Below are 1,085 nucleotides of genomic sequence, written 5' to 3'. Positions count from 1 at the left end.
GAGCCCAGAACGGGCGGGACTACATCGGCGTAGAGCTGAACCCGGATTATGTGCAGCTGGCCGAAAAGCGGATCAGGGAGGTCTGCGGGCAGCCAGGAGAACTGGCCGCCTGCCCGGTCTAACTGCCGGGGAGTCCTCCCCGGTGTCGTGCGGCCGAAGTCCTCATCCATAAGGGATGAGCGGCCGCACCCGCACTGAGGAGTCGAAATGAAATGACTTGCGCGTTTCGAACCCTCCACAGGCCTGTGACCTGCGATGATGCTCTCGATCACGTATTTGTTACTTCATTACGTCCCCTGAGGAGGTTTCCGTGACGGAACCGAAAGACCGGCCCGGGGGTCACAAGACCCTGGCGGTGAAATTGCCGAACGCCCTGCACGCCCAGCTTGAGCTGATCGTGCGGGTGGACGGTTCCACCATGGGAGCGGCGCTGTTGGCCGCCGCCGAGTTTTACGTGGAGGCCAAGCGATCCGCGCCGGACTTCGCGGAGAAGGCTCAGGCGGTGATCGCCGAAGCCGAAGCCCAGGCCGCGGCGGCCCGCCAGGCGGTGGAGGCGCTACTGCTTCCGGGGACGCCCGGCGGGCCGGAAAAGCCCGGATCTCGGAGCAAGTGAGGTAGCCGAAAGGGCTACGTCGCGCGGGCGGGCCGGGGGAGGTGCGCATTCGCGTACTTCCCCCGGCTCTCAACACCTTGTTTTTGGCTGTGCAAAGCTGAAAAATGGGCGTCCTAACCTGTGTCAATTCCTGGAAGAATAACGGGGATTTCGGGCGGGAATTGACATAGGATGGGGCCGGAAAAACGGCCATTTCCTTCACTGGGAAGAATGACCCTCAAGGAAAGGAGTATTTATGGAAGAGGTGCATGAGAATGAAGTACGAGTTGATCGCCCGAGCGCGGTAATCTACCTGCGCACCGCCTCCGAGGGGGCGGGCGGCAAAGAATCCCTTGAGCTATAGCGCCAGGCCTGCGAGCAAGCGGCGCGGGAGCTGGGAATGACCGTAGTGTGGGTTTACGCGGACCAAGGCTCCCGCGCTTTCCGGGACCGTCCGGGCCTGCGTTCTATGCTGAGTCTTGTAGCTAAGGAG

Annotated in this window: 1 protein-coding gene; it reads left to right on the top strand. The window is 62.2% G+C overall.

Going from position 1 to position 1,085, the window contains the following annotated elements; all coding sequences use genetic code 11:
- Positions 1 to 310: 310 nt before the first annotated feature.
- The gene (locus ACY5KJ_RS19475; protein WP_462189336.1) at positions 311 to 613 is read left to right on the top strand and encodes a hypothetical protein; all 303 of its coding nucleotides are present in this window, start codon (positions 311 to 313) and stop codon (positions 611 to 613) included.
- Positions 614 to 1,085: the final 472 nt, after the last annotated feature.

This window comes from Frankia sp. CcWB3, assembly GCF_977927595.1.
This window is presented reverse-complemented; position numbering and strand designations above follow the sequence as displayed.